26 protein-coding genes are annotated in these 26,260 nt (G+C 62.2%); 13 read left to right on the top strand and 13 right to left on the bottom strand.

Going from position 1 to position 26,260, the window contains the following annotated elements; translation table 11 throughout:
- The first annotated feature begins 95 nt into the window (after nt 1-95).
- Complete coding sequence (locus tag CRP40_RS11200) at nt 96-1,340, top strand: MFS transporter (RefSeq protein WP_027914492.1); 1,245 nt, start codon at nt 96-98, stop codon at nt 1,338-1,340.
- 36 nt (nt 1,341-1,376) lie between these two features.
- Here CRP40_RS11200 and CRP40_RS11195 read toward each other — a convergent pair whose 3' ends face one another.
- Nucleotides 1,377-2,924, bottom strand: a complete 1,548-nt coding sequence (locus tag CRP40_RS11195) for an AmpG family muropeptide MFS transporter (RefSeq protein WP_027914493.1) — start codon at nt 2,922-2,924, stop codon at nt 1,377-1,379.
- A gap of 42 nt (nt 2,925-2,966) precedes the next feature.
- The gene (locus tag CRP40_RS11190) at nt 2,967-3,308 is read right to left on the bottom strand and encodes an MGMT family protein (RefSeq protein ID WP_033695031.1); all 342 of its coding nucleotides are present in this window, start codon (nt 3,306-3,308) and stop codon (nt 2,967-2,969) included.
- A gap of 162 nt (nt 3,309-3,470) precedes the next feature.
- Between CRP40_RS11190 and CRP40_RS11185 the strand changes: the two genes are divergently transcribed.
- The 5 genes from CRP40_RS11185 to groL all read left to right on the top strand — a co-directional run bounded on the left by CRP40_RS11185 (nt 3,471) and on the right by groL (nt 8,072).
- Complete coding sequence (locus tag CRP40_RS11185; RefSeq protein WP_027914495.1) at nt 3,471-4,481, top strand: DUF481 domain-containing protein; 1,011 nt, start codon at nt 3,471-3,473, stop codon at nt 4,479-4,481.
- A gap of 104 nt (nt 4,482-4,585) precedes the next feature.
- A complete protein-coding gene (locus tag CRP40_RS11180) occupies nt 4,586-5,317 on the top strand; it encodes a HugZ family protein (RefSeq protein ID WP_027914496.1) in 732 nt (243 codons plus the stop codon).
- Between the two features lie 67 nt (nt 5,318-5,384).
- The gene (locus tag CRP40_RS11175; protein WP_027914497.1) at nt 5,385-5,849 is read left to right on the top strand and encodes an FxsA family protein; all 465 of its coding nucleotides are present in this window, start codon (nt 5,385-5,387) and stop codon (nt 5,847-5,849) included.
- A 235-nt stretch (nt 5,850-6,084) separates the two neighbouring features.
- Nucleotides 6,085-6,378, top strand: coding sequence for a co-chaperone GroES (locus CRP40_RS11170; protein ID WP_003251905.1), 294 nt, complete (start codon nt 6,085-6,087; stop codon nt 6,376-6,378).
- Nucleotides 6,379-6,428: 50 nt separating this feature from the next.
- Nucleotides 6,429-8,072 carry a chaperonin GroEL gene (gene groL, locus CRP40_RS11165; RefSeq protein ID WP_027914498.1) on the top strand — a complete coding sequence of 548 codons (1,644 nt, stop codon included), beginning with the start codon at nt 6,429-6,431 and terminating at the stop codon, nt 8,070-8,072.
- A gap of 93 nt (nt 8,073-8,165) precedes the next feature.
- Here the strand turns inward: groL and CRP40_RS11160 are convergent, their stop codons facing one another.
- On the bottom strand, nt 8,166-8,894 hold the full coding sequence (locus CRP40_RS11160; protein ID WP_027914499.1) for a phosphatase PAP2 family protein: 729 nt from the start codon (nt 8,892-8,894) through the stop codon (nt 8,166-8,168).
- A 182-nt stretch (nt 8,895-9,076) separates the two neighbouring features.
- On the opposite strand from CRP40_RS11160, the gene colR reads away from it, so the two are divergent.
- From colR to CRP40_RS11140, 4 genes are all read left to right on the top strand, one after another.
- Entirely contained in the window at nt 9,077-9,760 is a 684-nt protein-coding gene (gene colR, locus CRP40_RS11155) for a two-component system response regulator ColR (protein ID WP_023534349.1), read from the top strand.
- The gene (locus tag CRP40_RS11150) at nt 9,750-11,057 is read left to right on the top strand and encodes a HAMP domain-containing sensor histidine kinase (RefSeq protein ID WP_027914500.1); all 1,308 of its coding nucleotides are present in this window, start codon (nt 9,750-9,752) and stop codon (nt 11,055-11,057) included. The genes colR and CRP40_RS11150 overlap by 11 nt, the downstream gene beginning before the upstream one ends.
- A 108-nt stretch (nt 11,058-11,165) precedes the next feature.
- Entirely contained in the window at nt 11,166-11,846 is a 681-nt protein-coding gene (locus tag CRP40_RS11145) for a class I SAM-dependent methyltransferase (protein WP_027914501.1), read from the top strand.
- Nucleotides 11,847-11,994: 148 nt separating this feature from the next.
- Nucleotides 11,995-12,228, top strand: coding sequence for a hypothetical protein (locus tag CRP40_RS11140; RefSeq protein ID WP_023534390.1), 234 nt, complete (start codon nt 11,995-11,997; stop codon nt 12,226-12,228).
- Nucleotides 12,229-12,255: 27 nt separating this feature from the next.
- On the opposite strand, the gene CRP40_RS11135 is transcribed toward CRP40_RS11140, so the two are convergent.
- The 9 genes from CRP40_RS11135 to CRP40_RS11095 form a co-directional block, all read right to left on the bottom strand.
- Entirely contained in the window at nt 12,256-13,353 is a 1,098-nt protein-coding gene (locus CRP40_RS11135) for a DUF1513 domain-containing protein (protein WP_027914502.1), read from the bottom strand.
- A 2-nt stretch (nt 13,354-13,355) separates the two neighbouring features.
- On the bottom strand, nt 13,356-14,420 hold the full coding sequence (locus tag CRP40_RS11130) for an imelysin family protein (protein WP_027914503.1): 1,065 nt from the start codon (nt 14,418-14,420) through the stop codon (nt 13,356-13,358).
- Between the two features lie 19 nt (nt 14,421-14,439).
- Complete coding sequence (locus CRP40_RS11125) at nt 14,440-15,867, bottom strand: di-heme oxidoredictase family protein (protein ID WP_027914504.1); 1,428 nt, start codon at nt 15,865-15,867, stop codon at nt 14,440-14,442.
- 108 nt (nt 15,868-15,975) lie between these two features.
- Nucleotides 15,976-16,362: a hypothetical protein gene (locus tag CRP40_RS11120; RefSeq protein ID WP_027914505.1), complete on the bottom strand. Its 387-nt coding sequence runs from the start codon at nt 16,360-16,362 to the stop codon at nt 15,976-15,978.
- A gap of 12 nt (nt 16,363-16,374) precedes the next feature.
- Nucleotides 16,375-16,857 (bottom strand): hypothetical protein, encoded by a 483-nt coding sequence (locus CRP40_RS11115; RefSeq protein WP_027914506.1) that lies wholly within the window; start codon nt 16,855-16,857, stop codon nt 16,375-16,377.
- A 137-nt stretch (nt 16,858-16,994) separates the two neighbouring features.
- On the bottom strand, nt 16,995-18,332 hold the full coding sequence (locus tag CRP40_RS11110; protein ID WP_027914507.1) for an imelysin family protein: 1,338 nt from the start codon (nt 18,330-18,332) through the stop codon (nt 16,995-16,997).
- A 151-nt stretch (nt 18,333-18,483) separates the two neighbouring features.
- Nucleotides 18,484-20,538, bottom strand: a complete 2,055-nt coding sequence (locus CRP40_RS11105; protein WP_027914508.1) for a GGDEF domain-containing phosphodiesterase — start codon at nt 20,536-20,538, stop codon at nt 18,484-18,486.
- Between the two features lie 233 nt (nt 20,539-20,771).
- On the bottom strand, nt 20,772-21,368 hold the full coding sequence (locus tag CRP40_RS11100) for a Fe-Mn family superoxide dismutase (protein WP_027914509.1): 597 nt from the start codon (nt 21,366-21,368) through the stop codon (nt 20,772-20,774).
- A gap of 251 nt (nt 21,369-21,619) precedes the next feature.
- Complete coding sequence (locus tag CRP40_RS11095; protein WP_027914510.1) at nt 21,620-22,219, bottom strand: LysE/ArgO family amino acid transporter; 600 nt, start codon at nt 22,217-22,219, stop codon at nt 21,620-21,622.
- A 91-nt stretch (nt 22,220-22,310) separates the two neighbouring features.
- On the opposite strand from CRP40_RS11095, the gene CRP40_RS11090 reads away from it, so the two are divergent.
- From CRP40_RS11090 to CRP40_RS11080, 3 genes are all read left to right on the top strand, one after another.
- The gene (locus tag CRP40_RS11090) at nt 22,311-23,201 is read left to right on the top strand and encodes a LysR family transcriptional regulator ArgP (protein WP_027914511.1); all 891 of its coding nucleotides are present in this window, start codon (nt 22,311-22,313) and stop codon (nt 23,199-23,201) included.
- Nucleotides 23,202-23,251: 50 nt separating this feature from the next.
- Nucleotides 23,252-24,247, top strand: coding sequence for an NAD-dependent epimerase/dehydratase family protein (locus tag CRP40_RS11085; protein ID WP_027914512.1), 996 nt, complete (start codon nt 23,252-23,254; stop codon nt 24,245-24,247).
- Nucleotides 24,248-24,332: 85 nt separating this feature from the next.
- Nucleotides 24,333-25,160, top strand: coding sequence for a hypothetical protein (locus CRP40_RS11080; RefSeq protein WP_027914513.1), 828 nt, complete (start codon nt 24,333-24,335; stop codon nt 25,158-25,160).
- 42 nt (nt 25,161-25,202) lie between these two features.
- Here CRP40_RS11080 and CRP40_RS11075 read toward each other — a convergent pair whose 3' ends face one another.
- Complete coding sequence (locus CRP40_RS11075; RefSeq protein WP_027914514.1) at nt 25,203-26,252, bottom strand: alkene reductase; 1,050 nt, start codon at nt 26,250-26,252, stop codon at nt 25,203-25,205.
- Between the last annotated feature and the right edge of the window lie 8 nt (nt 26,253-26,260).

Below are 26,260 nucleotides of genomic sequence, written 5' to 3'. Positions count from 1 at the left end.
CAAGGGGATCTATTCGCGCGCTTACACTTGCTCACAGTCAGTCATCGGGATTTCTGGCATATAGCCTCGTCCCACCGTCATCTTCGTAAACCATCATGAAACCACTGCTGTACATCACCCCGCTGCGGGCCTTGTTGTTTGGCCTGACACTCGCGCTGTTCGAGCTGCTGACCTACCTGGCCAGCGACGCCGTCATGCCGGCGATGCCCGTTGTGGTGGGCGAGCTCAAGGCCGGCCCCGAATACATTCCCCTTGCGCTCAATCTCTACCTGCTCGGGGGTGTCTTGCTGCAATGGCTGATCGGGCCGTTGGCCGATCGCTACGGCCGCCGACCGCTGCTGCTCACCGGTTGCGCATTCTTCGGCCTGGCGTGCCTGGGCACCTTCTGGGTCCATGACATTGGCCTGTTCAACCTGCTGCGTCTGCTGCAAGGCATCGGACTGGGTTTTGTGGTCACGGTCAGTTATCCCGCACTCAACGAGGCATTCAGCGAGGCGGATGCTGTGCGCATGATGGCCTTGCTGGCCAATATCGCCTTGCTGTCGCCACTGCTGGGGCCTTTGGTGGGGACGCTGATGCTGCAATGGCTGGACTGGCGCTGGTTGTTCGTGGCGTTTGCCATTGGCGCTGTGGTTGCCTGGTTGCTGCTGTATCGGTTGATGCCCGAAACCTTGGGTGTGGAGCGGCGCGACGGCTCGCGCCTGGCCTTCACCCCGATCCACCTGTTGCCGTTGCTGGCCGGGTACGGGCAGCTGCTGTCGAACCGGCGTTTCGTCGCCGGCAGCGCCGCCCTGGGCCTGGTTGGTCTGCCGTTGATCGGCTGGATTGGCCTGTCCCCGGTGCTGCTCATCCACGATGAAGGGCTAAGCACGCTCGCCTATGCCCTGTGGCAGTTGCCGGTGTTTGGTGGGCTGATTCTGGGCAACCTGATCATCAACCACATTGCCGACCGTCATCCGCTGCCGACGTTGGTGCGCGGTGCGCTGTGGCCTTATGTGGCAGGGCTCTGCCTGATGGTGGTGGCAACCTGGGTATGGCCGAGCGTTATCAGCCTGGTGGCAGGTCTGTCGCTCTACGCACTGGGCCTGGGTATCGCCAATGCCGTGCTCTATCGCATGACATTGTTCGCAAGCACTCAAAGCAAAGGCCTGGTCTCGGCCATGCTCGGCATGATCACCATCGCGCTGCTGGGATTAGGCGGGGCCTTGCTGGCCATGATCGGTGCCGGGGCGAGCCTTTTGCACTTTGCCGTGGCGGCCAGTGTGGCAGGGGGGCTAGCCCTGTGGCCGCTGTGGTCGCTGTTAAGGGCGCGCAGTGCCCAAGCGGCTGTGATGCCTTAGGCGGTACACATGCCTTGCCCTTGCAAGGCAGGCGGTTCAGGGCTGCTCGGAGGCCGGGGCAGGTGGGCTGGCCGACTGGCCGGGCGTGCTGTCCTGGCGCCACTGCAAGGCGATCAGGATCAAGGTCGGCACGCCAAGCAGCGCGGTGATCAGGAAGAAATCGTGGTACCCGAACTTCTCCACCATGACGCCGGAATAGCCACCGATCAAGCGTGGCAGCAGCAACATGATCGAGCTCAGTAGCGCATACTGGGTGGCCGAGAACTTGAGGTTGGTCAGGCTCGACAAGTAGGCGACAAAGGCTGAAGTCGCCATGCCGGAGCTGAAGTTGTCCAGCGAAATGGTCACCACCAGCATTTCCAGATTCGGGCCCATGTCCGCCAGCATCAGGAACAGAATGTTGGTGCCGGCTGACGCCACGCCACCGATGAACAGAATGGGCATGATGCCGAAGCGCACGATGAGCAGGCCGCCCACGCCGGCGCCCACCAAGGTCATGATCAGGCCGAAAATCTTGCTGACACTGGCGATCTGGTCCTTGGTAAAGCCCATGTCGATGTAGAACACGTTGGCCATGACGCCCATTACCGTGTCGGACATGCGGTAGGTGGCGATCAGCCCGAGTAGCAGCAGGGCTTGCCAGCGGTAGCGCACGATGAAGTCATTGATGGGCGTGAGCACCGGCGCAAGGCCGCGGCGCCCAAGGCTCGACAGGCAAGCCCAGGACAGCAGCACGTACAGGATCAAGCGCAGGAAGGCGCGGTCCTCGAGCAGCAGGTCCAGGGGCGTGGCGTCGCCCGAGATCACGCTCGACCAGCCTGTATTGAACATCTGCGTGAAGCTGGCCGGCACCGACACCAGCAGGATGATGAGCACGAACACCGAGGCCAACTGGTGGGCCAACCCGTAGCGGGCTGCCGAAAGCTGGGTGCGCAGGGGCACGGGTGGCTCACGCATGACCAGGGTCGTGAAGAGGGCCGGAAGCATCATGACTGCGAACATCACATAGGTGCCGGCCCACGCCTTGTGCAGGTAGCTGAACCCGGTGGAGCCAAACCATTCGGCAAAGAACAGCGCGCCGGCGGTGGCGAGCAGGGCGGCGACGCGATAACCGGCCATGTAGCTGGCGGCCAGGGCCGCCTGGCGCTGGTCATCGGCGATCTCCAGGCGGTAGGCATCCACGGCGATATCCTGGGTGGCCGAGGCAAAGGCCACCAGGACGGCCAGGGCGATCAGCCACGAAAGGTGCTGTTGCGGGTCGCACAGGCTCATGCCGACCAGGCCCACCACGACCAGTGCCTGGGACAGCAGCAGCCAGGAACGGCGACGCCCCATGCCGCCCAGAAGCGGTAAGCGCCATTGGTCCAGCAGCGGCGACCACACCCATTTGAAGGCATAGGCCAGGCCGATAAGGCTGGCATAGCCGATGGTTTCCCTGGCTACGCCGGCTTCGCGCAACCATACGGAGAGGGTCGAGAACACCAGCATGTAAGGCAGGCCGGCCGCGAAGCCGAGCAGCAAAAGCACCAGGGTTGACGGGCTGGCATAGGCAGCGAGCGCAGCGCGCCAGGTTTTACGGGGCATGGACCAACATCTGCCTCAAGTTTCCAGGACAAAGCGCGCACTCTAACCGCTGTGCTCCATCGGGCGCCAGCCATGGCGCGTCATATCCACGCGATTGTTGGCCACGTGCACGCCTTCGGCACGCAAACGGGCCCGTTGCTCATCGCCCGATGGCGTACCTGAAGGCAGGCTCAGGCGACCGCCTGCGCCCAGCACCCGATGCCAAGGCAAACGCGTGCCCTCAGGCAACTGGGACAGCGTGCGGCCCACCCACCGGGCGGCCTTGCCAAGCCCGGCAAGCGCTGCCAGTTGGCCATAGCTCACCACGCGCCCGACAGGCACCTGGCCGAGCACTGAATACAATGCCGTCCGTCGGCCCTCTGCAGTTTCCAAGGTATGCTCCATCGCGTCGAACACCAGGCCCTCCCTGGGGTGTACATGAAACCTGACCAACGGCCGGCAAATGAGAGTGGAACTCATCGGCGCGTGGCAGGTCTTTGCTTGCTCTTGCCGGTTGCATCTGGATAATGCCCGGTTTTCTCGCCAAATCGAACCTGTAGCCCGCTTATGTCCTTCAAATTACTGCTCTCACTGCTCGCCGCCTCCTGCTGCGTCTCCTCGGCGTTCGCCGATACTGTCTGGATGAAAAATGGCGACCGCCTGAGCGGCAAGATCAAGGTCTTCGACGGCGGCAAGCTGCTGCTCGAAACGCCTTACGGCGGTTCGATCGCCTTGGACTGGAAACAGGTGAAGACCCTTGAAAGCGACCAGGAGCTGCTGGTCAAGCAGGATGCCTACTCCGGCGAGAAGGCCAAGTCGCTCCAGGCTGCCGAGGCAGGCAAAGTGACCCTGGCCAACGGCGAGGCACCCAAGACGGTGGACCTGGCGAGCATCGAGCAGATCATGAAGCCCAAGCCGGTGGTCGAGGACCTGGTCTGGAAAGGCAATGTCGATGTGGCGCTGGACTACAAGCGGGCCGAGAACGACACCGACGACTACGACGTCAGTTTCAAGACCACTGCACGCCATGGGCGCTGGCGTCATAACGCCGAAGGCGAGTACAACCGCGAGACCAAGGACGATGTCACCACCACCGACAACTGGAGCGCCGAGTATGCGCTGGACCGCTTCCTGACCGAGAAATGGTTCTGGCAGGGGCGTGCCGAGTACAAGCGTGACCGTATCGAAGACCTCGCCCGCCAGCGCACGGTGGGTACTGGCCCTGGCTACCAGTTCTGGGACGACGAGCTGGGTGCCTTCTCGCTGGGCTCGCTGATCAACCGTACCGACTTCGAGTACCAGGACGGTGACAAGGACAACTTCTATTCCGCCGCCGTGAAGTGGGACTACACCCGCTACCTGATCGGCAAGAAGGTGCAGCTGTTCACTAACGGCGAGCTGGCAAAGCCCCTGGGCAATGTCGCCGACTATTCCCTGGACGCCGAAGTGGGCCTGCGCTACAAGGTCACCGACTGGGCGTCGCTGAACCTCAAGGCCGAGAAGGACATCATCAGTGGCACCCGCGAGAGCGACCTGGACAAGACCCGCTACACTGCAGGCTTTGGCGTTACCTGGTAAGCCGTCGGGGTTAAGCTGGGCGATTGGAGTCAGGCCTGCCCTTGTCGGTCTTGTGCCTGCCATCACCGCCTGCTGCCTGCAGGGTTTCATCGAGGGGTTTCGAAGTGAGTGAGAACGCTGTCCGTCCTGCCCGGGAATTGTTGCTCAAGGAATACCGGGGGGTCTTGTCGACCCATTCCAAGTCCATGCCTGGTTTCCCGTTCGGTTCGGTCGTGCCCTATTGCCTCGATGCAGAGGGCAGGCCGCTCATCCTGATCAGCCGTATCGCCCAGCACACGCATAACCTGCACAAGGACGCCAAGTGTTCGCTGCTGGTGGGCGAGCGTGAGGCGCAGGACGTGCAGGCGGTCGGGCGACTGACCGTCATGGCCGAGGCGAGCAAGCTGCAGGACCCGGCCAGCATCGAGGCAGCGGCCCTGCGCTATTACCGCTACTTCCCGGACGCGGCCGACTACCACCAGGCTCACGACTTCGATTTCTGGGTGCTTGAGCCGGTACGGCATCGCTACATCGGTGGCTTCGGTGCCATCCACTGGCTCGACAAGGTGACCTTGGCCAATCCGTTCGCCGGCAAGGTCGAGAGCGGCATGATCGAGCACATGAACAGCGACCATGCCGTGGCCATCGCGCACTATGTGCAGCTTGCCCAGCTTCCCAGCCACATGCCTGCGCAGTTGGTCGGTATCGACAGCGAAGGGATGCACCTGCGCATCGGCCAGGCGATCCACTGGTTGGCATTTCCGACTCATTGCAATACGCCGACACAAGTGCGCGAAGCCTTGGTTTTTCTGGCCCGCGCCGACCGCTGGCCGGCTTCGAGCGAAATACCTGCTTGAAAAGCGGAGCACACGCATCCATTTGTAGGTCTTACTGCAAGGGTGTCTTGCGACGAGGAATGCTTTGATGCGTGTTTTTCTACTGCTGCTTCTGCTGTTTCCAGTGCTGGAGCTGTTCGTCTTCGTGAAAGTCAGCGGTGCCATCGGGTTCTTCCCCGCATTGCTGCTGATTATCGCCGGCTCCGCCCTCGGGGTCTTGGTCATGCGAGTCGCGGGGTTGGCCACGGCCCTGCGTGCGCGTGAAAGCCTGCAACGCGGTGAGCTGCCTGCCGAGGACATGTTCCATGGCATGATGCTGGCGGTCGGCGGCGGGCTGCTGATGATCCCCGGTTTCATCAGCGACGTGCTCGGCCTGCTGTGCCTGTTGCCCTTCACCCGCCGTCTGGCGGCTCGCAAGATGCGCGAGCGTGCCCAGGCCCAGGCGACCCGCCAGCGAGCGTTTCAGGATGACCCTTTGCAGGGCCAGCCCCCGCGTGACGGGGGCCATCGGCCCAATGTGATCGAAGGCGAGTACGAGCGCCGCGATCAGTGAGAACAGGGCCGCCAAGCGGCCCTTTTTCATGCCTGGGCAAAAAAAATTCCCTGCCAAGCCTTGTAATCGATTCGGACGGCCTCATGTAGTGGTCACCGCAAGGTTTCTGGTGGTGACACCAGACATGACTCAGGCCGTTTGCTCGTTGCGAGCGGCCTTCCGGCAACGCCGGACAGCATCAACCCGCCGGTGTCGACACCGGCCGATGAAAACCACAATTTGGGAGAGATCGACAATGAAGCTTCGTCCTCTGCATGACCGCGTCGTCATCCGTCGCAGCGAAGAAGAATCGAAAACCGCTGGCGGTATCGTCCTGCCAGGTTCGGCCGCTGAAAAACCAAACCGCGGCGAAGTCGTCGCCGTCGGCACTGGCCGCGTCCTGGACAACGGCGAAGTACGTGCACTGGCCGTGAAAGTGGGTGACAAAGTGGTTTTCGGCCCGTACTCGGGTAGCAACACCGTGAAAGTCGACGGCGAAGACCTGCTGGTCATGGCCGAAAACGAAATCCTGGCCGTTGTTGAAGGCTGATTTCCACCGACTTCCCGTTACTCCAAAGATTTATCAAGGATTAAACGATCATGGCTGCTAAAGACGTAAAATTCGGCGATTCCGCTCGCAAGAAAATGCTGGTTGGTGTCAACGTTCTGGCTGACGCGGTAAAAGCGACCCTGGGCCCGAAAGGCCGTAACGTGGTACTGGCCAAGAGCTTCGGCGCGCCGACCATCACCAAGGACGGCGTTTCCGTCGCCAAGGAAATCGAGCTCAAGGACGCCTTCGAGAACATGGGCGCCCAGCTGGTCAAGGAAGTCGCTTCCAAGGCCAACGATGCAGCCGGTGACGGCACCACCACCGCGACCGTGCTGGCTCAGTCGATCGTCAACGAAGGCCTGAAGGCCGTCGCTGCCGGCATGAACCCGATGGACCTCAAGCGCGGCATCGACAAGGCGACCTCCGCCATCGTTGCCGAGCTGAAGAACCTGTCCAAGCCATGCGCCGATTCCAAGGCCATTGCCCAGGTCGGTACCATTTCCGCCAACTCCGACAGCTCCATCGGTGAAATCATCGCCGAAGCCATGGAGAAGGTCGGCAAGGAAGGCGTCATCACCGTCGAGGAAGGTTCGGGCCTGGAAAACGAGCTGTCGGTCGTCGAAGGCATGCAGTTCGACCGCGGCTACCTGTCCCCGTACTTCGTCAACAAGCCAGACACCATGGTTGCCGAGCTGGACAGCCCGCTGCTGCTGCTGGTCGACAAGAAGATCTCCAACATCCGTGAGCTGCTGCCAGTACTGGAAGCCGTTGCCAAGGCCGGCCGCCCGCTGCTGATCGTTGCTGAAGACGTCGAAGGCGAAGCCCTGGCTACCCTGGTCGTCAACAACATGCGCGGCATCGTCAAGGTTGCAGCAGTCAAGGCACCAGGCTTCGGCGACCGTCGCAAGGCCATGCTGCAGGACATCGCCGTCCTGACTGGCGGCCAGGTCATCTCCGAAGAAATCGGCCTGTCCCTGGAAACCGCTACCCTGGAACACCTGGGCAACGCCAAGCGCGTTACCCTGTCCAAGGAAAACACCATCATCATCGACGGCGCTGGCGCTGAAGACGATATCCAGGGTCGCGTCAAGCAGATCCGTGCTCAGATCGAAGAAACCTCTTCGGACTACGACCGTGAGAAGCTGCAAGAGCGTCTGGCCAAGCTGGCCGGCGGTGTTGCCGTCATCAAGGTCGGTGCTGGCACCGAAGTCGAAATGAAAGAGAAGAAAGCCCGCGTCGAAGACGCACTGCACGCTACCCGTGCAGCGGTCGAGGAAGGCGTGGTGCCTGGCGGTGGTGTTGCCCTGGTGCGCGCCCTGTCTGCAATCGTTGACCTCAAAGGTGACAACGAAGACCAGAACGTCGGTATCTCGCTGCTGCGCCGTGCGGTCGAATCCCCGCTGCGTCAGATCACTGCCAACGCCGGCGACGAGCCAAGCGTTGTGGCCGACAAGGTCAAGCAGGGTTCGGGCAACTACGGCTACAACGCTGCGACCGGCGAGTACGGCGACATGATCGAAATGGGGATCCTGGACCCAGCCAAGGTTACCCGTTCGGCACTGCAAGCTGCTGCTTCGATCGGCGGTCTGATGATCACCACCGAAGCCATGGTTGCTGACCTGCCGGAAGACAAGCCAGCAGGCGGCGGCATGCCTGACATGGGCGGCATGGGTGGCATGGGCGGCATGATGTAAGCCAGCCTTACCCTCGCTATACCCCTAAGCCCCGGCTCGCAAGAGCCGGGGCTTTTTCGTTCAGGGCTCGGCACTCGACCGGGGGGCACTGACTCAGGCAGGGTTGGGCTCGGCGGCTGGCCTGTCTGCTGCCCGTCTGCGGTACAGCACCAGGTAGTAGGCACCCAGGCCGATCAGCCAGCAGAAGACGGCCGTCCACACGTTGTGGGACAAAAAGTGCGCCCCTTGCATCATCCTGCCCACCGACAGGACCGTACCGGCGATCAGGGCGGCCGCAAATGCCACGCGCGCGAGGCGCGGTTTACGATCACGCAACGCGAAAAACAGCGCGAACAGGCAGAACCCCGTGGTCGCGTGACCGCCCGGCCAGCACAGGCCCGGCTTGTCGGTGGCAGGCCTTGGCTCGAGCAGCTTGCTGTAGGTTTCCGAGCCGCCGAACTGCGTGAGGCTCCAAGGGCACTGCACCTGCGTCAGTTTCTTAAGCGGTGTGACGAAGGCGGTGGACACCCCCAGTGCGAGCACCAGGCAGCCCAGTTCGCGGCGCCAGCTGTACAAACCCTTGACCAAAAAACTTGCCGCAAACACAGCCAGTGCCAGTACGCCCAACACGATTACGCCCTGCTTGACCCGGTCATGCAGGATGTTCTCCAGCAGGTAGCTGTGGCGACCGATGAACTGCCCGGTGGCGGTATCGAAGAACAGGTTGGCTATGTCCATGTCCACCGACGTCCATTCGAGCGCCACCAGCCCAAGCATGATGGCCATTGGGATACCTAGGTACAGCCACAGGTTCAAGGGGCGAGGGCAATTTGATTGCTGCATGGCGGCTCCAGGGCGCGAGAAGGTCGCGCATTGTCAGGCCGCTTCTATGCTGTGTCCGTGAAGGTTCGGTGAAAAAAACGTCAAGCCGCCTGAATTCATCCAAAGGCTGGCACCCCGCAGGCTTAGGCCTTAAGCTGCGCCTGCCGCGCATCACCGCGAGCAGCGTCGCACAGGAGAAATTCATGCGCATCCTCTTGGTTGAAGACAACCGCGATATTCTGGCCAACCTTGCCGATTACCTCGGCATGAAGGGCTATACCGTCGACTGTGCCCAGGATGGGTTGTCGGGCCTGCACCTGGCAGCGACCGAGCACTATGACCTGATCGTGCTCGACATCATGTTGCCGGGCATCGATGGCTATACGCTGTGCAAGCGCCTGCGCGAAGACGCACGCCGCGACACGCCGGTGATCATGCTCACCGCCCGCGATCAGCTGGACGATCGGCTGCAAGGCTTCCGTTCCGGCGCCGATGACTACCTGCTCAAGCCCTTCGCCTTGTCCGAGCTGTCTGCGCGTATCGAAGCCGTGCTGCGCAGGGCGCAGGGTGGTGGACGTCGCACGCTGCAGGTTGCAGACCTGAGCTACGACCTCGACACACTCGAGGTCAGCCGGCAAGGCCGCCTGCTCAAGCTCAACCCGGTCGGCCTGAAACTGCTGGCGGTGCTCATGCAGAAGAGCCCGCACGTGTTGCGGCGCGAAGTGCTCGAAGAAGCCCTGTGGGGCGATGACTGCCCCGACAGCGACAGCCTGCGCAGCCATGTACACCAGTTGCGCCAGGTGATCGACAAACCCTTTGAAAAACCCCTGCTGCATACCGTCCATGGCGTCGGCTATCGCCTCGCCGAGGGCCGCGATGGAGTTTAAACAGAGCCTTGCCCAGCGCATCATCATTGCCTTTGCGTTGATGAGCGCGCTGGTGGCGGGGGCTTTCGCCGTGGGTATCGTTTCTACCGTGCACCTGGTGGAAGAACGCCTGATTTCGTCGGTGCTCGGCGGTGACTTGCAGCGTCTGTTGCGCATGGACAGCGTCAGCGACTGGAGTCACCGTCCGCGACCGGACCAACTGTTCTACTTCAGTGGCGGGCGGGACGACTTCGAGTTGCCAAAGGACCTGCGCCATCTGGACCGGGGTTTCCACGAGGTCTTTCGCGATCAGCTTTCGTATCACGCCATGGTGGAGATCGTGGACGGTCGTCGCTACGTGCTGTTGCAGGATCAAAGCGACTTCGAGGAGCGAGAACGGCTGCTGTTCGCGGTGGTGGTCGTAGGGTTCGTATTGAGCCTGGTGCTCGCCGTGATTCTGGGCTGGTTGGTGGCGCGCCGGGTGATGGCGCCGGTCATCCGCCTGGCGCGCCAAGTGCGCCATCGCGATCAGCTGTTGGGGTTGGCGCCACCATTGGCGCCTGATTACGCCGCCGACGAGGTCGGGCAGTTGGCAGTGGCCTTCGACGACACCCTGGGCCGTCTGCGCGATGCCTTGACGCGCGAGCGCCTGTTCACAAGCGACGTCAGCCACGAGTTGCGTACGCCGCTGATGGTGCTGGCCACCTCGTGCGAGCTGCTCATGGAAAACCCGGCACTGGACGCGCGCTCGCGCAGTCAGGTCGAACGGGTAGCCCGCGCCACCGAGGAAATGCGCGAGCTGGTAAAAACCTTCCTCATGCTGGCCCGGGCCCAAAGAGACGAAGGCGCTGTGGCTTCGCGGGCAACCCTGCGCGAGGTGGGGGACGAATTGATCGGGGTATGGCGCGACACCATCGAACAAAAGGGGCTGACGCTGCATTACGAAGGCCGTGGTAACGCAGGTCCGGTCTTGTACAACGCCACCTTCCTGCAATCGGTCATGGGCAACTTGCTGCGTAATGCTGCCCATTACACCGACAGCGGTTACATTCGTCTGACCCTGCAAGCCACGCATTTCACCGTGGAAGACAGCGGGGTAGGCATCCCGGAGGAGCAGCGCGAAGCCATGTTCAAGCCCTTCGTGCGGGGGGATGAGCGCCGAGGTGAAGGGCTTGGCCTGGGCTTGTCGTTGGTCCAGCGCATTTGCGATGACCAAGGCTGGCAGGTCACCCTGACCTCGACCCACCCTCATGGCTGCCGTTTCCAAGTGGACCTCAGCAGCACCGTAGCCAAGGGCGAGCTGAACACACTTTCGTAATAGCCTGTAAGAAATATCCTATTGAAGAACGCTTTTTTCACAAGGCCATAACCTGATTCCAACGCTTGGCTGCTTAGTCTGGCCGCCATTGGAATCAGGAGATGCCCGATGCGTAGCCCCATCAACCTCGAATTTTCCCGTAAATACGACAAGGCCCATGCCCAACAGTATTTTTTGAAGCACCAGGCTGGCCTTGCCAGGCGCCTTTCCCATAAGCGCGATGAACAGTTGGCTCGACGGGCCCTGATGCTGGCGGGCGAGCCGGGCCTGGTCCTGGACCTGCCCTGCGGGGCGGGTCGCTTCTGGCCACTGCTGGCGGAAAAAGCCAACCGCGTGATCATCGGAGCAGACAATTCTGCCGACATGATCGAGACGGCATGCGCGGCCCAACCACCGGAAATCGTGGCCCGGGTACGACCTTTGCAGACCTCGGCCTTTGCCATCGAATTGCCGGACAACGCGGTGGACAGCATCTTTTGCATGCGTCTGTTTCACCATATTGGCGAAGCGGCGCACAGAAAAGCGATTCTCAATGAATTTCATCGGGTTAGCCGAGACAGCGTGATTGTGTCGTTGTGGGTGGATGGCAATTTCAAAGCCTGGCGGCGCAGGAAGCTCGAGCGGCGTCGCGGCGCCGAGCATGGACCGGAAAGTTACCAGAACCGTTTTGTGTTACCCACCGAAACGGTTGAGGCGGAATTCGCTGCCGCGGGTTTCAGAATCCAGGAGCGTCTCGACTTCCTGCCGTTTTATGCCATGTGGCGTGTGTATGTATTGCGCAAGGGTTGAGGCGCATTGACGGCTCTCGAGGGCAGCGCCCTGTGCGTGATCACCCATGTGACAGGTGCCGCCATTCGTCGTTCAAGCGTGCAAAGGGGCGTAGGTTGCACTACGTTGATGAGGTAGCGTTTGGCAGCGCTGTCAAAGGGTTAGGGCAATGAAACTAGAAATAGCTCGAACTTTGTTCCTGGTTGGGGGCCTGGCGCTCACTACCGTTGCGGTGGCAGCGTGGGAACAACCAAAAACAGTGGTATTCAGCCAATCGGAGCTGGCTGAACAATGTGCACTGCCGCGCGAGGTAAAGCCGCAGCAGCAGGCCAAGGTGCAGCCTGATCATGACCTGCTGCTGTTCCTGTTCGGCATGCGCCAGGGCCTGCGGCCGTTCGGCTAAGCCGCAGGGCATGGCCTGACGCACATTTCAGATTAGGTGCAGGTGATTGTCCCAGAAGCCTGAAGGCAGGTTCAGGGGCTGGCCGACAAGCTGGTGCTTGCGGCAATCATAGAACCGGCAACGGCCTTGGCCAGATGTCACGACGAACCCGTCCTTCACCGCACCAACCCCGGCACAGTCGGGCATGGGCGCATCCAGACGAACGGCGCCGCTGTCCAGGTCCCAGACGAACAGGCGGTTAGCCCGTGGTGCTGTCAAGGCCACCAGACGCAGTTCGTCGTGAATGGCCACGCTGGCGGTGTACTGGGCCATGGCCTGTAGCTGGTGTTGCGCAACGGGGAAAGCCTGGAAAGGCTGGCCCGGCCGTTTGATCGCCAGTAGCTCGGCAGTATCCGAGGCATCCCCCATGAACTGCTGGCACGCGGCAATGGTGCCGTCGCGTGCTACCGCCAGGTGACGAACACTGTTCATCTGCTGGGCCAGGGTTTCCTTGCTCAACAAGGTGCCGTCGCGCTGCATCAGCACCAGGCTCGGCTCCATGGCATCAAGGTTCATTTCCACCCGGCTTTCGGCTTCGGTACGGATGCCACCGTTGGCGACTACCAGCGTTTCGCCGTCCGGCAGCCAGGCGACTTCGTGCGGGCCAATGCCGTGGGTGCTGAGCTCGCCTGTGCGCACCAGGCGCTCGTCGTCGAAACGGTAGACCCCCAGCACGCCACGGCCAGGGTCACGGGTATCGTTTTCGGTGGTGTATAGCCACTGTCCGTCCTTGTGGAGCACGGCATGACCATAGAAATGCCGGTCGGGCGGCGATACCACCGTCTGCAGCAGCTTCCCGTCGCGCAGATCGACCAGGTAGCTTTCGGTCCCTGGGCGGCGAGCCACGAACAGGGCGACGGGCCGGTCGGGGTGATCGATGATGGCATGGCAACGCTGGGCGACCTGGGTGCTGAACACCTGGGTGCCGTCCAGGCGATAGCCCACGGCGTAGTGCTTGCCGTCGGCGTCGTCGCGTGCCGAGAGCAGCAAGGGCTCGCTACCTTTGTTGCGCAGAAGCGTCCAGCCGCCCAAGGTAAGGGCACTGAGCACAACGCTACCGAGTTTCAGGGCCTGGCGTCGCAGCATGATCAGTCACCGTCGTTGGCGTTGAAACCCAACTGAATGTTAAGTGCCTTGGCCAACTCACCTTCATGCAGGCGGTGTACCACGTTGAGGCTGTCGTAGATCTGGTTGAGGGTCTGCTGGCCTGCATCGTCGGCCAGCAGCTCGCCCAGGGTTTTCTGATTGTCGGCCAGCAACTTCAACGATGTGGCGTAGGCATCGTCTATCTTTTGCGCAAGCGCCTTCTGATCGCTAGGCAGCAGCCCGCGCAGCCCTTGATTGTCCACACCCACCCAGACCGCCTGGGCCGCCTTGAGGCTGGCCTGGAGGCTGTTCATGGAGTTGTGGCTACGCCAGGCTTCAGCCTGCAGCGGCTGTGGGATGCCTTTGCTTTGCCGCCCCATGGGCGCACCCAGCTTTTTCTTCAGCGAGTCCAAAGCGGTCACCTGTGCGCGCAGCAGGTCGGCGATGGCCTCGTGCGAATCGGCGTAGCGCTGGTTGGGGAACTTGGTCATCTGCGAGAGCATGCCATCAGTGCTGTTCCAGCCCTTGAGAATTTCCTCGGCCAGCCCCTTCTGGTGCTCGGCGATGGCCACCAGCATCGGGCAGTATCGCGCCTTCTGCTCGGCCGTGGCGATGTCCGGCTTGCTGTCGAACAGGATGTACTCATAGGCCGACAAGCCGCGGACGACAACGCTGGCCTTGGCCAGGGAGGCCGCATCGACAGGCTTGTCCGCATTGACCAATTGCTCGACCTGACGGCCGACCAGGTTCTTCTTGTCAGGCCAGAACTGTACCTGCCACGCACGGTTGCCTTCGGCCAGTGGACCCACCAGCAAGGGTTGCAGTTCGGCCCAGGCCTTTTGCGCATTGAGGAAATCGGCGCGCGCCTTTTCCAGGGTCTCCTTGCCTTCACAGAAAGCCAGGGCGCTGGCGGCCAGCATGCGGTCGGCTTCGACCCAGCGGCTGTAGGTGGGCAGGATCACCTGCTTGGCGATGGCCGCGGAGGTGACGGCCTGCGGATCCTGCGGCGAGCAGGCGCCAAGGGCCAGGGCAGCGAGGCTGGTAAACAACAGTTTGGGTCGGAACATGGCCGGCTCCTGTGCATGTTTAAAGTGAGTTCAGAAAAGCCAGCAGCGCAGCGCGCTGCTCGGCATCGAATGTAAGGACGAAATCGCGTGCTGCCTGGGCTTCGCCGCCGTGCCACAGCACCGCTTCGAGCAAGTTGCGCGCGCGTCCGTCATGCAGAAATTGCGAGTGACCGCTGACCGTTTCGCTCAGGCCGATTCCCCAGAGCGGGGCCGTGCGCCAGTCCTGGCCGTTGGCGGCAAATTCGGTTCGTTCATCGGCAAGGCCGGGCCCCATGTCATGCAGCAGCAGATCGGTATAGGGCCGGATGGTCTGACCGGCGAGCTCCGGCTCGGCGGCATCGCTGGCGGTGGTGAACTGAGGAATGTGACAACTCTGGCACCCGGCCTCGTGGAACAGGTTCTTGCCTGCAAGCACCTGGGGGTCAGACACATCCCGCCGGGCCGGTACTGCAAGGTTGCGTGTATAGAAGGTGACCAGGCGCAGGATGTTGTCACTGACTTCCTTTTCGCCTGCCACGCCGTCGCCATTGGGCGCTGCGCGGCATTCGACCTGCGCCTGGGTGCAGTCGTCGTTGGGCTGCAATGTCGTCGTCAGGCCCATGTCGCCGGCGAACGCATGCGCGTTCTGCTGGTTCACGTTGGGCTGGCCCGCTTTCCACCCAAAGCGGCCAACAACTGAACGTCCCTGAGCGTCGTCCCATACGCGGTTGGCGCGCCCACGAATCCCGTCGCGATTGCGGTCGTCCGGGTCTTCGTTGGCCAGCAGGTCGGCCTCGGGGATCGCCTCGAGCAGGCCCAGGCCGATCATCGGTGGCGCCACGCGTGCCGAAAAGCGCGTGTCCGGGTGCATCGCCCCATAGCCCAGCTGAGTGATCTGCAACGCAGGCATGCGCAGCTCGACCTGATAGCCATCCTTGAACGAGACCGTCTGCGGGGTGTAGGTCATGCGCACCTTGCCTTCAGGCACTACGCCAGGAATGGCCATGTCCTGAAGCTGGGTGCCGTACACAGGTTCCGGTACCACCCCGAGCCGTTCGATGACCTTGGCCAGGTAGGGCTGGTCAGGTATCGACAGGCGCACGAGCATGCCAACTGCATTGCTGGCATCTGTTGCGGGGGGGTGGCCACGCCCGTCGCGCACATGGCAGTTCTGGCAGGCGTTGGTATTGAACAAGGGGCCCAGGCCGTCGCGCGCCGTTGTGGTAGAGGGGGCGATGACCCACGGGTTGCGAAAGAAACTGTTGCCCACGGCAAAGTCCAGGCGCCGCTCAGGGGAGAGATTGGCAGCGGGCTGCGAATACGCATTGCGGTCACTGCGCAACACGGTCGTCTTGCCACCTGACAGCGCTTCGCCCGGCTCGGCCTGGGTGAAACGCGGAGCGTCATCACAGGCAGCGAGGGCAAAGACCAGCAGCAGAGGGGCAAGTCGGGACAGCGGCAGGGACATGCAGAATCCTGGGCCTGAACGTAAAAACCGGCGTGCAAGCTTATCAGGCCCAGGATCATTGAATAAGAGCAATTTGCGTTTGCTGGATGAAATCGTCTTGGCAGGTGCTTATGCCATGAAGAGTTTGAACTGGCGATTGACCAGGCTGACGATGAGGTTCTTGCTACCGCCTTCATGATTATCGCCCGGGACCTCCATCACTTCTTCGCTGGTGTATTCCATGGACGAGGCGGTCAGGTATTTCACTACATCCTTGTGGGCGGGCTGCCAGTAATCCTGAAAAACCCAGATGTTGGTCTCTGCACCTGGCCCCAGAATCAAGCGCAGCGCCTTGTAGTTCTCTTTGGATTTACCGATCCAAGGTACCGCGAGCGAGCCGTTCCAGGCGTGCTGGGCGCCAATTGCCAGGCTTTGGCTACGGCTCTCTCCGTCAACCAAAGTCAGGGTATAAGGCGTGTTGTTGGCAATGGAACGCAGGTAGGTGACGCTGGCCATGGTGTATCTCCTTTATGGATGAGTACTCGGACGTGGCAAGGGGGCGCTCGGGGCGCGGTATACGTAGGCCGCGAGCAAGGTGATTTCATTGAAGGGCGGTTCGAGGGTGGCTGGATCGAAGCGACCCAAGGGTTGCAGGCCATACTCGTGAGCCACGGCTTCGAACAGTCGTCGGTCGCTTTCGTTGGGGTCGTACAGGTAGACCTTGCCTGACCCTGCCAATACACGGCACATTTCCTCGGCCACCGTGTGGGTGATCGGCGCGCCCATGAGGGTGACATGCGGGACGGAGTGATCGTCGATCGGGAACTTGGGCGCGTCGTACTCATACACCAGGATCAAGTTGGGAATCGGCCCGCCAGCAAATGGGCCGTTGGAGATGCGCTGCCCTGCTTTGTTGAGGTTATAGGCGTTGTGAAATCCTGTGATCAGGTTCGCGCCTTCAGCGCGCTGCACGATCCGGCCCTCTCCCCAGACATCGAGAATCTGCAGCATTGGCTGCCTCCCTGTTGGCGATTGAATGATGCGTACAGGGTGGTCGATCATCGGCCTGCCAGGCAGCGGGAAGCGCTGCCGCAGACATGAAAACGCCCGGCTCTAGGCCGGGCGTCGGGTGTTGCACAAGGGTGGGATCAGAACTCGTGGTCGGCTGTGTCAGGGTTCAGGTTGTCGATACCCAGTTTGCCGGCTGCCTGTTCGATGGCACCGGTCTGCTTGACCAGGGCTGCAATCGCATCACGCACGATCTGATTGCCGGCGGTGTTGTCGGCAGCGATCAGTTGGTCGTAGTGCTCGCCTTTGAGGGCGTGATCGACGATCACCTGGATCTTCGCTTCGGTGGCTTCCAGGTCTGCGCGCAAGGTCGCATCGGCGGCAGGGTCGGCCTTGGCCACCAGTGACGACAGGCTAGGCCCGGTCAGCTTGGTGCCATCGGGGCGGGTGTACTCGCCCAGATAGACGTTGCGAATGCCCTTGGCATCGTAGAAATGCGAGTAGTGAGTGTTGTCGCTGAAGCAGTCGTGTTCGTCCTCGGGCGAGTTCGCCTCCAGGGACACCTTCATGCGCTCACCGGCCAGCTCACCGAGCGACAGGCTGCCCATGCCGAACAGCATCTTGCGCAAGCCGTCGGTGGCAGGCTCGGCTTCGAGCTTGGCGCGATAGTTGTCGGTCACGTTCGGCGCCCAGTTGGCAACCATCTCGTCGAGATCGGCGACCAGCAGGTCGGTGACGGCCTTGAGGTAGGCACGGCGGCGGTCGTTGTGACCACCCGTGGCACCCTGGCCTTCGAGGTAGTCCGACGCCGGACGGTTACCCGCACCTGGGCCGGTACCGTTCAGGTCCTGGCCCCATAGCAGGAATTCGATGGCGTGGTAGCCGGTGGCGACGTTGGCTTCGGAGCCGCCCAACTCGTTGAGGCTGGCCAGCTTCTCCGGGGTGATGTCCTTGACGTCGATCTTCTCTTCGCCCACCTGGATCTCGGTGTTGGCGATGATATTGGCACTGGCTGCCGGGTTGCCCAGGGCGTGCTCATAGCTGGTGTCGACGTAGTCGATCAGGCCTTCGTCCAGGGGCCAGGCGTTCACCTGGCCTTCCCAGTCGTCGATGATGGTGTTGCCGAAGCGGAACACTTCGCTTTGCAGGTATGGCACGCGCGCAGCGACCCAGGCGTCCCTGGCGGCCTTGAGCGTCTGATCGTTGGGCGTGGCGAGGAATGCGTCCACGGCGCTCTGCAGGGTTTTGGCGGTGCTCAGCGAGTCGCTGTACACGGCATGGACCATCTCGGCGTAGTGCTTGACCACGGCCTTGGCAGCGGCTTCGTCGACAGCCCCCGGCGTTGCTGCAGGGGTGCTGGCGGCAGCGGGCGCCTGGGCTTGCGGCGCGGCGGTCTTGTCGTCCTTGCCTTCACCGCAACCGGCGAGAGCGATGGCAATGGCCAGCAGACTGGCAGAGGCCAGGGGCGTTCGAATCATTGTTGGTTTCCTGCGTCGTGTGGTTGGACCATGGATGAACCGTGCGCGATGGCACGTTGAACCGACACATCATGCGAAAGATTTGCATTTGCTGTAAAGGGTCCAGCCTGCGATTCATGTAAAAGCAGGTCACGACGTGTCATCTGTGCACTCAGAGCACGGAAACCTGATTGCGCTGGGCCTGCCTGAGGAAGCTGGTCAGTTCCCGGGCCGACAGCGGTTTGCTGTAGTGGTAGCCCTGGCCCTCGTGACAGCCTTGGGCAATGATGTAGGCTTCCTGTTCGGCGGTTTCCACGCCTTCGGCAATGACCTGCATGCCCAGGCTTTTGCCCAACTGGATGATGGCGCGCACGATGGTCGCGTCATCGTCGTCATCGAGCAGGTCCTGCACGAAGCTCTTGTCGATCTTGATCTTGTCCAGGGGCAAGGACTTGAGGTAACTCAATGACGAGTACCCGGTCCCGAAGTCGTCGATGGCGATCAGGGCGCCCGAGCGGCGCAGGCTCAGCAGGTGTTGGGCCGCGGTGCTGATGTCCTCCATCAGGCCAGTCTCGGTCACCTCCAGTTCCAGGCTGCGCGGGGGCAGGCGATAGGCCTGGAGCAAATTGTTCACCACCCGCGGCAGTTCGCTGTGGTGAAGTTGGACGGTGGACAGGTTGACCGCCATGCGCAGTTCGCTGAAGCCCAGGTCGTGCCATTCGCGCAATTGCTGGCAGGCCTGGTCGAGCACCCACTCGCCGATCCCGATGATGCTGCCGTTCTGTTCGGCCAGCGGTATGAACTGATCGGGCGGCACCATGCCCAGTTCCGGATGCTGCCAGCGCAACAGCGCCTCGACCCCTACAACGCGATGATCGCGATAGCTGATCTGGGGTTGATACACCAGGTACAGCTGGTTGCGTGGCAGGGCCTCGCGCAGGTCCTTTTCCAGCTCACGGCGCCGACGCATCTCGGTGTCCACGCTCGCGATATAGAACTGGTAGCGATTGCGTGAGCGCGCCTTGGCCAGGGTCATGGTCTGTTCGGCTTTTTGCAGGAGTTTTTCGGTGCTGTCGCCGTCTTCCGGGAACAGGGTGATGCCAATGGTTGCGCGCAGCCGGATCTGCTGGTGGTGGTCCAGGTCGAAGGGCACTTCCAGGTCATCCAGGATGCTTTGCGCAAGCTCTGCCGCTTCGTAGGGCTGTTCGATGTTGGCCTGCACCAGTGCGAACTGGTCGCCCCCCAGCCGCGCCAGCGCGCCCAGTCGTCCGCTGTGGGCCCTCAGACGATCGGCCAAGGCCAGCAGCAACTGGTCGCCTACCTGGTAGGTGAACTGCTCGTTGATGCCCTTGAAATCATCCAGGCCTACGCATAGCACGGCCACCCGGTGTTGCAGGCGCCCACCGTCCACCAGAATCTTGTCCAGTTGCTGCTGCAGTTGCTGGCGATTGGGCAGGCCGGTGAGGAAGTCGTACTGGGCCATGCGCTGCAGACTGTTCTCGGCCTCATGGCGCAGATGGGTATTGCGCTCGATCGATGCCAGCAACTGGTTGGCGGTGTTCACCCAAAGGCCGAGCTCGTTCTTCTCATGGCCTTTGATCAGTGGGATCTGATGCTGGCTGGGGCGATCCGGATTGATCTGGGTGAGGTGTTCGATGATTTTGGAGAGTGGCTTGGTCAACAGCCAGTGGTAGACCAGGTACAGCACCAGCCCCATGGCAAGCGCTCGAAGCACGCCGGAGATGAAGATGATCACGGCATTGATCAGAAAGTCTTCGCCATAGGCCGCCGTATCGAGGGTGATGTTGAGGTCGCCGTAATATTCACTGTAGGGCCCCCGGCCTACCAGCTGCGTGGAGTAGCTACGCTCCTGGCCAAGAATCAGGTCGGTGAGCCAACGCAGGGGCATGTCCTGCAAGGGTCGGGACTTTTCTGCCAGCATCGTCTCGTTGGGGTGGCCGATGGAGGCCATTCGAACCGACTCGTCCTGAAACAGGCCTTCCATGACCTGCATGCCCATTTCTCGGTCCAGGCTGTAGACCGCCTGTGTGGAAGGATCGCGGAACATGTCGAGGATACGCTGGGCGTCATTGTTGACGGCCTGGCGTGTCTTGTAGGTGTCATAGACGATTTGCGCACAGCTGAGCACGACGCCGACCGCTAGCGCCGCCAGGAGCACGACCCTTAGCAACTTGACCGACAAGCTGTTACGCAATTCCAGCTTCAAGGGAGGTTCCTTAATCCATGCAAATGACATTATTTTGCCATCAATCACGACCCTTCACTACGGGAGGGTCATTAGCAGTGTATCGGTTGAAGCCCTGGGTAACTTGAGTGGGCCTCGTCAAGAAACCGGAAGTTTGATGTTAGCGCGCTATGCACACTGAGCAAGTGCCACATCGCCGAACAGCAGGCATAAAAAAGCCCGGCACGTGCCGGGCTCTCAGAGCGTTACGAGGCTCAGGCCTTGAAGGTCTTGCCTTCGAACTGCTCGGCCACGAAGGCCCAGTTGACGAGGTTCCAGAACGCCTCGACATACTTCGGCCGCAGGTTGCGGTAGTCGATGTAGTAGGCGTGCTCCCAGACATCGCAGGTCAGCAGCGGGGTATCGTCGCTGGTCAGCGGGTTGCCGGCACCGATGGTGCTGGCCAGCGCCAGGGAACCATCAGTTTTCTTGACCAGCCAGCCCCAGCCGGAACCGAAGGTGCCGACGGACGTCTTGGTGAACTCTTCCTTGAACTTGTCGAAGGAACCGAAAGCGGTGTTGATGGCTTCTGCCAGGGCGCCGGTCGGCTGGCCGCCGCCGTTTGGCGACAGGCAGTTCCAGTAGAAGGTGTGGTTCCACACTTGAGCGGCGTTGTTGAAGATGCCGCCCGACGAAGAGGTGACGATCTCTTCGAGGGTCTTGCCTTCGAATTCGGTGCCCGGGACCAGGTTGTTCAGGTTCACGACATAGGTGTTGTGGTGCTTGTCGTGGTGATACTCCAGGGTTTCCTTGGAGATGTGCGGCTGCAGGGCATCGTGGGCGTAGGGCAGCGGCGGCAATTCAAAAGCCATGGTAGATCTCCTGATTCAGGTCTAGTTCGCGGTTTGCGCAGGGCCGATCACGGGCGGCCCTATGTGCGTCGGCGAGTTTGTACTCTTTGCGACGCAAGGGCTGGATCATAGCACCAAGCCTTGGCGCATAACCACGCAACAAACATAGGGATTAGAGGTTCCAGGCGCCTTGGCGGGCAGCGACCGGTGGCAGTCGTTTCCAGACCGGACAGGCAGGTAAGTCGCCCGTTGGCACCCACGAGCCCGTACGATCAGTTGAAGATCAGTTGCGCTGCCACGGCGAACATCATCACGGCCACCATCAGGTCCAGCAGTCGCCAGGTGCCTGGCCGTGCCAGCCAGGGCGCCAACCAGGCCGCCCCGATCGCCAGGGTCGAGAACCACAGCAGCGAAGCACTGGCAGCCCCGGCCACGTAGGCGCCCGGCGCCGTCTGCTGGGCCCCGAGCGAGCCGATCAGCAGCACGGTGTCGAGGTAAACGTGGGGGTTGAGCAAGGTGACCGCCAGGGCACTGAGCAGCACGGCGCGCCGTGAGCGCATGCCTTGGCCCTGCTGGTGCTGCAGGCTCTGGTCGGAAAAGACGCTGCGAAGCGCCTTGGCCCCGTACCAGATGAGGAACACCGCGCCCCCCCAGCGGGCAACGCTCAGCAGCGTCGGGTTATGGGCCAGGGCCGTGGCAAGGCCGAACACACCTGCGGCGACCAGCAGGGCATCACACAGGATGCACAGCGCTGCCACCGGCAAGTGATGCTCGCGGCGCAGGCTTTGCGCCAGGACGAATGCGTTCTGCGTGCCGATGGCCATGATCAGGCCCAGGGCGACCAGCAGGCCATTGAGATAACTCTGCCACATGGAAGACGACTCCTCGAAAGATGCTGGCCAGTGTGACAAGTTGCGGGTTATAAGAAAAATCAATAAAGCTCACTGGGCATTAGGAAAATCGATGTTCGACTACAAGTTGCTCGCGGCGCTTGCTGCTGTCGTCGAGCAAGGCGGTTTCGAGCGTGCCGCGCAGGTGCTGGGCCTGTCTCAATCGGCCGTGTCGCAGCGCATCAAGCTGCTGGAGGCGCGCGTGGGGCAGCCGGTACTGGTTCGCATCGCGCCGCCTGGCCCGACGGAGGTAGGCCGGCAGTTGCTCAACCATGTGCAGCAGGTACGCCTGCTTGAGCGCGACCTGCAGCGTCAGGTACCCGCGCTCGAAGACGGGGGCATGCCGGAGCGTCTGCGCATCGCGCTCAATGCCGATAGCCTGGCCACTTGGTGGGCCGGCGCCGTGGGGCAATTCTGCGCCGAGCACAAGGTGCTTACCGATTTGGTGGTCGAGGACCAGGAAGTGGGCCTCAAGCGCATGCGCGCCGGCGACGTGGCCGCCTGCCTGTGCGGCAGCGAACGCCCAGTGGCCGGCGCGCGCAGTCTGGCGCTGGGGGCGATGCGCTATCGGGCCTTGGCCAGCCCTGCCTTCATGAAGCAGCATTTTGCCCAGGGATTCGATGCCCGTCGCCTGGCCCGCACGCCCGCGATCGTCTACGGCCCCGACGATTTCCTGCAGCACCGCTACCTGGCCTCTTTGGGCATGCAGGACGGTTTTCTGCATCATTTATGCCCCTCATCCGAAGGCTTTTTGCGCATGACCGAAGCGGGGTTGGGCTGGGGGCTGGTGCCCGAGTTGCAGGCCCGCGAGCAACTGGCCAGCGGCCAATTGGTGGAAATCTGCAGCGATACCCCGATCGATGTACCGTTGTACTGGCATCATTGGCGTAACGGCGGGCAACTGCTGGCACAGCTGACCGACCACCTGCGCCACAGCGCCCGGCACTGGCTGGTGCCGTTGTAGCGCCTAAGGGCGTCAAAGGCTTCTGAACATCAGGCAAGGCGGAGTGTTACATGCGAATTCTGGTCACTGGCGCAAGTGGCTTCATCGGCGGGCGTTTTGCGCGGCTGGCCCTGGAGCGGGGGCTGGATGTGCGGGTCAGTGGCCGGCGCGCCGAAGGTGTGGAGCACCTGGTGCGGCGTGGCGCGCAGTTCATTCCGGGCGACCTTGGCGACGCGGAGCTGGCCCGGCGCCTGTGCCAGGGCGTCGAGGCCGTGGTGCATTGCGCCGGTGCAGTGGGGCACTGGGGACCCTATCAGGCGTTTGCCCAGGGCAACGTGGTGGTGACCGAGAACGTCGTCGAAGGCTGCCTGAAGGAACACGTGCGTCGCCTCGTGCACCTGTCATCGCCTTCGATCTACTTCAATGGCCGTTCACGCGTGGCCATTGGCGAGGATCAGGTGCCCGGCCGGTTTGCCAATCACTACGCCAGGACCAAGTTCATTGCCGAACAGAAGGTGTTCGGCGCCCAGGAGTTCGGCCTCGAAGTGTTGGCGCTGCGCCCGCGTTTCGTCATCGGCGCAGGCGATACGAGCCTGCTGCCGCGGCTGGTGCACCTGCAACGCAAAGGCAGGCTGGCGATCATCGGCAACGGCTTGAACAAAGTCGACTTCACCAGTGTTCACAACCTGAACGAGGCGCTGTACAGCGCAGTGTTCGCGGACGGGCGCGCGCTTGGGCAAGCGTACAACATCAGCAATGGCCAGCCCTTGCCGCTGTGGGATGTGATCAACTATGTCCTGCGCCAGCTTCAGCTCCCTCAGGTCACCCGCTACCGAGGTTATGGGCTGGCCTACGGCTTGGCCGCGCTCAACGAGGCAGCGTGCACCCTGTGGCCGGGGCGGCCGGAGCCTACGCTGTCACGCCTGGCCATGCAGGTGATGAGTCGCGATTTCACCCTGGACATCACCCGCGCCAGTCAGTACCTGGACTATCAGCCCACCACCAGCGTATGGGCGGCATTGGATGAATTCTGCACGTGGTGGAAACACCAGCCGCCTGGCCGGTAAAGCGTTCAGCTCGACGTCGGGCATCACCGGGCTGCGCGCGCGGTTTATAATCCGGCTTATTTGCAACCTGTGGGGTGGGATGCTCATGCGCTTTGATGCTCGCGATGATTTCGATGATGTACCGGCCTTGCGCGCAGGGACGCAGGATGACGATGAGTTGCTGCCAGCTCATGTCTCGCGCAGTCGCCGTCAAGCGGCCAGGGCGCCGAGCACCGGCCCATTGTGGGCGATGCTGGTGGCCGCGTTCATCGCCCTGGGCTGTCTGGGATGGTGGAGCTATCGGCAGATCTCCCTGATGGAGCAGCAGCTGGTCGCCACTCAGGAGAGCTTCGCGCGCATCAGCGAAGACGCGGCAGGGCGTTTGCAGGCAATCAGCGGCAAGGTCGAAGCCAGCGCGTCGTCCAGCAACAGTGGCAGTGAAGCCCTCAAACAGCAGATCAGCCAGTTGCAGGCCAGTCTGGCCGAGCAAGGCAAGCAGCAGGCAGGTGTAGCGGGCCAGGCCGGGGACCTGGGCAAGCGCCTGGAGCAGGTCCTGGCGGACAACCGTGAACAGCAAAGAGCGGTCACCGAGCTGCAAACGCAGTTGCAGGCACAGTTGAAGGCGGTGAACGGCGAGTTGGCAGCGCTCAAGTCGGGCCAGGTCGATGGGGGCAAGCTCGACGGGCAACTCAAGAGTCTGAGCGAGGAGGTGGCCGCGCTGAAAAAACAAGGCAATCCCACGGCCGCCATCGAAAGCCTGCAGCAGGATGTGCTGGTGCTCAAAAGCCAGCTGGACAACCGCCCGAACACGGCGGCCGGCGGGGGCGCATCGGTGCAGGAGTTCGACGCGTTTCGTGGTCAGATGACCCGTAACCTGAACAACGTCCAGAGCCAGCTGCAGAACCTGCAGCAGCAGATCAACGCCAGGCCATGACTGGGAAGGGCAGGGGCCGGGTCCTGGCCCCTGTCTCAGGCCTTACAGGCGTGGGTAGTCGATATACCCCACCGGCCCCTGGCCATAGAACGTTTCCGGATGAGCTTCGTTCAGTGGGGCATCGTCAGCCAGGCGTGCAGGCAGGTCCGGGTTGGCGATGAACGGCACACCAAAGGCCACGGCATCGGCTTTGCCATCGGCCAGGGCCGCATTGGCACTGGCTTTGTCGAAACCTTCGTTGACGATATAGACGCCACCAAATGCGTCTTTGAGGGCAGGGCCCAGGCTGTCGTCGCGCTCCCGCTCCCGTGAGCAGATGAAGGCAATGCCCCGCTTGCCCAGCGCTCGCGCCACATACGTGAAGGTCTGGGTACGGTCGGCATCGCCCATGTCATGGGCATCGGCGCGCGGCGCCAGGTGCATCCCAACGCGCTGCGCCCCCCATACCTGGACTACGGCATCGGTGACCTCCAACAGCAGGCGCGCCCGGTTTTCCAGCGAGCCGCCGTACGCGTCGGTGCGCTGGTTGGTGCTGCTTTGCAGGAACTGGTCGAGCAGATAGCCGTTGGCGCCATGGATCTCGACACCGTCAAAGCCTGCGGCCTTGGCGTTTTCGGCGCCAGTGCGGAAGGCCTCGACGATGTCGCTGATCTCTTCGGTATCCAGGGCCCGAGGCGTGGGGTAGTCGCTGAGCGGGCGAACCAGACTCACGTGCCCCTTGGGCTGGATGGCACTGGGTGCGACCGGCAACTGGCCATCGAGGTAGCGTGGATGGGAAATGCGGCCCACGTGCCACAGCTGCAAGAAGATTCGGCCGCCTGCGGCATGCACGGCATGGGTGACGTGGGTCCAGCCCCTGACCTGTTCCGCACTCCAGATGCCCGGTGTGTCCGGGTAGCCCACGCCCATGGGGCTGACCGACGTCGCCTCACTGATGATCAGACCGGCACTGGCGCGTTGTACGTAGTACTCGGCCATCAGTGCATTCGGCACGCGGCCGGCGTCTGCGCGGCAACGGGTGAGTGGGGCCATGATGATACGATTGGGCAGTTCCAGATCGCCCAGGGTGATTGGATCGAATAGCGTGGTCATGACGTATA

The organism is Pseudomonas sp. URMO17WK12:I9 (assembly GCF_900230165.1).
GTDB lineage: Bacteria > Pseudomonadota > Gammaproteobacteria > Pseudomonadales > Pseudomonadaceae > Aquipseudomonas > Aquipseudomonas fulva.
This window is presented reverse-complemented; position numbering and strand designations above follow the sequence as displayed.